This is a genomic window from Psychrobacter sp. AOP5-GZ1-6 (assembly GCF_052376345.1).
Taxonomy (GTDB): Bacteria; Pseudomonadota; Gammaproteobacteria; order Pseudomonadales; family Moraxellaceae; genus Psychrobacter.
In genome coordinates this window covers 1-6185 of the sequence record NZ_JBQSVP010000164.1, presented here as the reverse complement: position 1 = coordinate 6185, position 6185 = coordinate 1, and the positions used below count along the sequence as shown (strand labels likewise).

At 39.8% G+C, this 6185-nt stretch carries 6 protein-coding genes; 5 read left to right on the top strand and 1 reads right to left on the bottom strand.

Features of this window, described 5'->3' with window-relative positions:
* Both ACT3RN_RS14085 and ACT3RN_RS14080 read left to right on the top strand, forming a co-directional pair.
* Positions 1 to 544, top strand: a 544-nt coding sequence (locus ACT3RN_RS14085; RefSeq protein ID WP_444518730.1) for a hypothetical protein, incomplete at its 5' end; no start/stop codon positions are given.
* Between the two features lie 66 nt (positions 545 to 610).
* Positions 611 to 1750, top strand: a complete 1140-nt coding sequence (locus ACT3RN_RS14080) for an MFS transporter (RefSeq protein ID WP_192520641.1) — start codon at positions 611 to 613, stop codon at positions 1748 to 1750.
* A 32-nt stretch (positions 1751 to 1782) separates the two neighbouring features.
* On the opposite strand, the gene ACT3RN_RS14075 is transcribed toward ACT3RN_RS14080, so the two are convergent.
* Positions 1783 to 2766: a formylglycine-generating enzyme family protein gene (locus ACT3RN_RS14075; RefSeq protein ID WP_192520640.1), complete on the bottom strand. Its 984-nt coding sequence runs from the start codon at positions 2764 to 2766 to the stop codon at positions 1783 to 1785.
* A gap of 450 nt (positions 2767 to 3216) precedes the next feature.
* Between ACT3RN_RS14075 and ACT3RN_RS14070 the strand changes: the two genes are divergently transcribed.
* The 3 genes from ACT3RN_RS14070 (at position 3217) to ACT3RN_RS14060 (ending at position 5896) form a co-directional block, all read left to right on the top strand.
* Positions 3217 to 3792 (top strand): hypothetical protein, encoded by a 576-nt coding sequence (locus ACT3RN_RS14070; protein WP_442073308.1) that lies wholly within the window; start codon positions 3217 to 3219, stop codon positions 3790 to 3792.
* 159 nt (positions 3793 to 3951) lie between these two features.
* Complete coding sequence (locus ACT3RN_RS14065; RefSeq protein ID WP_192992650.1) at positions 3952 to 4395, top strand: hypothetical protein; 444 nt, start codon at positions 3952 to 3954, stop codon at positions 4393 to 4395.
* Between the two features lie 34 nt (positions 4396 to 4429).
* On the top strand, positions 4430 to 5896 hold the full coding sequence (locus ACT3RN_RS14060) for a hypothetical protein (protein ID WP_442440181.1): 1467 nt from the start codon (positions 4430 to 4432) through the stop codon (positions 5894 to 5896).
* The last annotated feature ends 289 nt before the right edge of the window (positions 5897 to 6185 follow it).

Sequence of the window (6185 nt, the reverse complement as noted above, 5' to 3'; positions counted from 1 at the left end):
AAAACATAAATCCCTGCAAAAATTTACTTTGGCAGGCGCATTTTGGTTTGCCTCATTCAATGTGCTGTGGGCGACGCTAGCGATTTATGTCAGCGAGGCACCTTTTAATTACAATGCGCAGCAGGCAGGGCTATTTGGTGTGATTGCGTTGGCAGGGGTGATAGGGGCCAAATCCTCTGGCAAATGGGTCAATAAATTGGGCTCTAAAACGCTAGTGATGATGGCACTGACACTAGCAGCGACAGGCTTTGCTATTACAGGGTTGTTTGCAGGTAATTTGGTGTCGCTGATTATCGGGATTATTTTAATCGACTTTGCTGTATTCAGTGCACAAGTGGCCAATCAGGTTCGGGTCTTTAGTATCGATCCCGCCGCTCAGAGCCGCATCAATGGTATCTATATGCTGGGTTATTACACAGGTGGGGCATTGGGGTCTATGGCGGGTGTCAAAGCATTTGCCTTGTACCAATGGCCAGGGGTAGTGATGGTCAGTATCCTCTTTATCATCATCAGTGCCGTATTTAATGCGTTTGCCAAAAAATAAGTGATATCAGTACAGTTATATCAGTACATAGATATCGATGTTATTTTTTATCGACTAAGGACATATATGAACCAGTTAAAAACCGCAGGTAGTTTTACCTTATTGTGTATTGCCAGTTTGACCATTATGGTCGGCACGTTACTGGCACCCGGCTTGGTTAGCATTTCGGCAGGTTTGGGTATTACTGATAACAGTGTGCTGCTAATTACCTTACCGTCATTAGGTGCGGTGGTGTTTGCGCCACTAGCAGGAAAGCTCATCGATAAATATGGCGCGTACAAACTCTTGATCATCGGGTTATCTTTGTATGGGCTTGTAGGTGCCAGTGCTTATTTTTTACATGGGCCAGCGCAGGTGTTTAGCAATCGGTTTCTATTGGGTGGTATCACGGCGGTCGTCATGGCGAGCTGCACGGTACTCATCTCTACGTGGTATCAGGGAGAGGCACGCCTAAAAATGATTGCTAAACAAGGCATGTCCATCGAGCTTGGCGGGGTCATTTTCTTGTTTTTGGGTGGCTTACTTGCGTCACAATTTTGGGCCTTACCGCTATCGATTTATTTGGTGGCGTGGGTGTTTTTAGCCATGCTGTTACTGTTTGTACCGCGTAATCATGCAGCTACAGCAGAGAATGCACAGATAGTAAAAGACGACAGTAAAACCATTATTAGCGGTCTGACTCTAAAAAATGTGTATCTTATCTCAACCTTAGCGATGACTATATTTTTTACGTCAACCGTGTTATTGCCCATCACTATGAATGAGCTTAGCTACAACGAATCACAAATCGGTCAGCTGCTGGCTTTTATCTCTTTGGTGGCGGTCGTTACCGCAGGTTTTATGCCCAAAATAATCAAATGGTTGAATGAGCCCAAAGTACTGGCGCTGGCATTCTTAGCATTTGCATTGTCATATGTTTGCTTTACGCAAGCCAGCACCTTGATATTAATAATAGGCGCGCTGTTAATCGGCATTGGCTTTGGCTTTAGTATTCCGCTACTGAACCACATGACAGTAGAGTTAAGCGCTGCCAAAGTACGTGGTCGTAATCTATCGTATTTTACGATGGCAGTGTTTTCGGGTCAGTTCTTCACATCATTTATGGAGTATATGCCGGGCGGCGCGCACAATGTGTTTATTCTATGTAGTGTATGCAGCGTCATTATTAGTGGGGTGTTATTTATGAGAGGGGGCAAATCTGCCTGAGTTAGCGTTTATAGTTGTAAAAGAGAAGGTGGTCAGCTAATAGCCTGTGGGCTGTTAGCAACGCAGCGTGCAGAAGTGTCTCCATTCTGATTAATTTCAGCGTCATTGTCTAAAAGAGGCGGATTGGGTACTTTATGCCAACGTTTTACGCTTACAGCACCTATCAACTTAATGGTGCTCGCATCGCCTTCATTTGCCTCTACGCTGCGTAGTACTTTTTCTTTACCAGCTAATGGACCTTGCGGACTATGTTCTGGACTTTCAGCATAGTAATTATCATCATACCAGTCACTCATCCATTCATAGTTCTGATTGGTCATATCATATAATCCCAACGGATTAGGCGGATATAGACCTACTATAGGCACAGCAAGGCTAGTATTATATTTACTTCTTATCTCCTGTTTTTGCTCAAAAGTCCATATATTACGTCCATCGTCTATATCTCCTGTATCGGTTGGAAATAGCACATACTGACCACGATTACGAGCCGCATACTCCCACTGAGCCTCAGTTGGTAGATTCATCGATACATTTAGCTCGTCTCCAAGCCACTGGCAATAGTGCTGAGCTGTTTGCCAGTCGATACCCGCAGCAGCATTGGGTTGGCGTACTTTTTCTGCATACTCTTGCATCCCTTCTTTTGGCTGTCCTGTCGCCATGCTATAGATATCGAAGTCACCATAAGTTGCCTTGTACGCATTCATACTAAAACTATCAAGTGTTACCTTATGCAAGGTTTTATTATCTCCGTTACTAGAAATTGGCATGCCACCAGTCCAATCAAGCTTTGGCCCAAAGTCGCCCATCTCATAACTACCGCCTTCAATAAAGCGCATATTGGCTTTTTGCTTAGCGACAAAGTCATCAAGCTGCTTTTGTTCAGCATCGGTTAGATCGCTACGAGTTTGGGGTACGCCATTGTTGTCTACTGATGTGTCAGGCGTGTTGGCGCAGGCAGATAAAGTGCATAAAGGTGATATCAATAAAGATAGGAGTAGGGGTTTAAAAGTCATAGAAGCAGGCAGTTATCTGTTATAAAAAATAAGGCAAAATATCCAATATTAAACCGTTTTCGTTTGGTTAAAAGATATTGAAAATTGGATAATAGTCGAAAATCTGGTCAATATATTGCGATAAATTTCTATATATGACAAGTCTTATCTAAAATGAAAAGTCGGATAGACGTTATACTGCATAAAATTTGGGCGTCTATAGCCTTGCTTTGGTCCATAAATAAAAATCGAATATAGTCGATAAAATACAGTATGTATTTGAATACCGGCTTTAATAGTTAGCCTAAAGGTATCCAAGTAAGAAAAGCCACATATAATCCTTACTTACATTGGTCAAGTGTGGTTGCAACTGACGGCAGCCTCGTCCTATTTGTACTGGCTGGTCTAGACCAAATCGACTATGGATCCAACAAATTTGAACGTACCTTCGATCATGAAAAGGCTCTCTAAATGTTAAAAGCTTTAAAACCGCTATCTATATGTTTTTCGATAATGTTGGTCTCCTGTTCAGTTAGTTCTCCTACTAACGATCTAAATGATAGCAGACTAGAGAGTGCCGAACACCCACTAGGGCAGGATAAGGCAACTATCGTTAAAAATGAAAAAGTATCTTTTGACAGCATAATCAAATGTAATGGGAATAATTTATTCACTTTTAACGAAGGTCACTTTTACTATCCTGACTACGGTTGTATATATAGTGATAGCAACAGGTTTGGAGATATTCAGGTCTTTTTGTTTCCCAAAAACAATGTCTTTATTCCAAATACGATGTCTGAATTGAACTCCGCCATAGATAATGTTAATGCGCTAACGCTGAACGAAATAAAAGATAACTTTGAGATATTTGTTAGAGTTATCGATAAAAGTGACTTAGTTTTTACTAAGAACCTCGACTCTCCCTATTATATAAAAGACAATCCAACAAAATTGGTTTATTACTTTGATGGTATGTGGAAGCTTGTCAATACAAAAGAGGATATAGATCAAGATCCTTTTAAGTTTTATGTAAATTTTGCTAAATAAAAAAATAAAGATTCAAACAAAGATTGTTTTGAAAAAGCCTATCAGGTTAAAAATATAGGGAATACCACTAAAGCAACAACCGAAATATATCCTAAGCAGCCAAATGAACAATATAGTTTCATTAATACTGATTCGCAATCTGATAATAATGCGATTGCGATGAAGGTTATTTACGAAAAAGAATCTGACTTAGATATGGATGGTGAAAACGATATTATTAGCGTTGCAAAGCCTAAAGAGCAAGACGTTAGGAATTTTGATCTTGAAATTTCCGTATACCGAATGGTCAATGGCGAAGCCTTTTTATGGCAACAAAACACTTTAATGTTCAAAGATCCAATTAAGGGTTGCATGATGGAAGGCCTAGAAGACATAACTTTGAGCGAAGGTGGTTTTGCTGTCGAATACACATCTTGCTACGACAATAAGTTTGTACGAAGGTATGTAAGCTTTTCATATGACTCGCAAACAGATGATTTTAAAGTCATCAAAAATACAATACTCTTTTATGATCCTGAATCAGACAATACAGATCGAACACTTGACTGTAGAGATAATGAGTATTTATTTTCATCTTATGACGGCAGTTGTGAGTGGTGGTAGTAATTTTTATTAACTTCTAATAAGACTAAATTCAATGAAAAGTACGCTGAAAAAATTTATTTTCTTAACCGCCCTAATCTCTATCGTTGCTTGTAGTGCAGAGCCATCTTCTTCAGAATCCAAACCAACCAGTGAAAACACGGCGGTTATGGCCAAAATGAACAGTGAAGGGGCAGTCGCTGGGGCTGAGGTAAGCGGTGCTGATAACGATGTAAATGCTAAACCAAATATCGTTTTATACATGCGTGCTCATGATTTATTTGGTCTTGAAAAATCTACTAAGTCAGATGCTTATTATTATCGAGTGCTTATTAAAGAACTGCCTAACGATAGGTATTTAGTACAAGACTTTTTTATCTCAGGAGATAAGTTTACAGATCCGTATATTTTGACTGATGGCAAACTAGAATATGTAGATAACGAGGACGCCGCCCATCCTAACAATTATTATCCAAGAGAAGGCGCAAGAACCGTATGGTTTGAGTCTGGTAATAAAAGAATAGAATCACACTATAAAAACAACATGCCAACAGGGACTTGGATTCATTACTATGAAAATGGGGAAAAGTGGCAAGAAGATACGTACGTGAACGGTGAAGCACATGGTGTTATTAGAGGCTGGAATGAAGATGGTGTCTTAACATATCAGTGCAGAAGCGAATATGGCAAAAAGGATGGGCTCTGCTTCAGGAAATATAATAATGATCCTAACGTTTATTCTTACATTGGGGAGTATCAAGAAGGAGAAAAGATAGGTGTATGGAAAGCTTGGAATTTAGATGGCAGTATTGAAAAAATTGATTTCTATGGATTAATACCTCCTGAGGCTATAAAAGAAAGCCTATCGCAAGACCAATTTGAAATATTTACTTTCGATGTCAATGCAGATGACATAGACGACTTAGTGATTAGTCGTATCAATGACGATAATAATTTATTTCAAGGCGATGAGCTCTATGTGCTTATTGGAGACAAAAGTGGTAAATACACACTAAGCTTAGATACGCACAGCTATACCACTGATTCAGGTTGGTCTGTTTCCAACATATTACCGCGTCGAGACCATTTAGGATTTATTATAAGCACTCAATATTCTACAGGGAGATCGGGATATACTTTTTACTATGCATTTGAAAACGGTAAGTGGTATATATCAGACGCATCAGCTGAGGGCTCTATGCCAACTGGTGAAGAGTATTATTGTATCAACCACAATAATACAAGTGTAGATGATTTTATTACCCTGATTGGTTCATATCCAACAGAAGCTGATGAGCTTGTCAGAAACTGTCCCCTACCTCCGACCAAGTACACGGTCAAAACAGATCAAGCAGAAATCCTCAATGAAAAATTCAAGTCACGGTCGAAACCAAACTATTATATCAAAGGTGATTTGATTGAAGCTTTTGATCAAAATGAGGACTGGGTGAAAGTTGCTTATAAAGAGGGTACTAAATTTGGCTGGATAGATAAGCGTGATCTGAGTCCGATTTCTGATTGATGAAGAGCCTCAAAAGGCCTTTGATGGTAAAAACTGGCAAGTGAATATCAGATGGATAGTAGCGATAGCGATTAACGTCAGTCTGTTTGCTTGGGCGGTAGTGACATATAATGCTTAGCAAAAATAAGCCTGTAATTAGGTAATATATATCAATGATTTACAATCCTCCTAATAATACACATCCCATCGAAAAGCTCCTGAGTCGACCTTGGGAAAAAAGCATACCTGCGCATCGAGAAAAAGTAGTCAGTATAGAGAAGCTGAGCCGTGATGTGCATGAGGTAAACCC